The following is a 223-nucleotide window of genomic DNA, read 5'->3' on the forward strand; positions in this document are numbered from 1 at the left end:
CCAGCCGGATCCGGTTCGCCACGATCATGTGGGCGCACCAGGCCCACCAGAGCAGCGCGAGGACCAGGAACCCCTGCAGCATCCCGACGGCGGTCAGGTGACCCGCGGCGGAACGCGTGATCGTGAAGAACGCGAAGACGAAGACCAGGTCGAAGAACAGTTCCAGCCGGTCGACCCGGACGCCCGGCGCCACCGCCTGGACCAGGGGGTCCCGCGCTGATCG

1 protein-coding gene is annotated in these 223 nt (G+C 69.5%); it reads right to left on the bottom strand.

Annotation, left to right across the window (positions count from 1 at the left end):
* A partial coding sequence (locus tag ACXN5W_RS30520) for a low temperature requirement protein A (RefSeq protein WP_473161835.1) occupies positions 1 to 223 on the bottom strand: 223 nt, incomplete at both ends.

The organism is Plantactinospora sp. A48 (genome assembly GCF_055793945.1).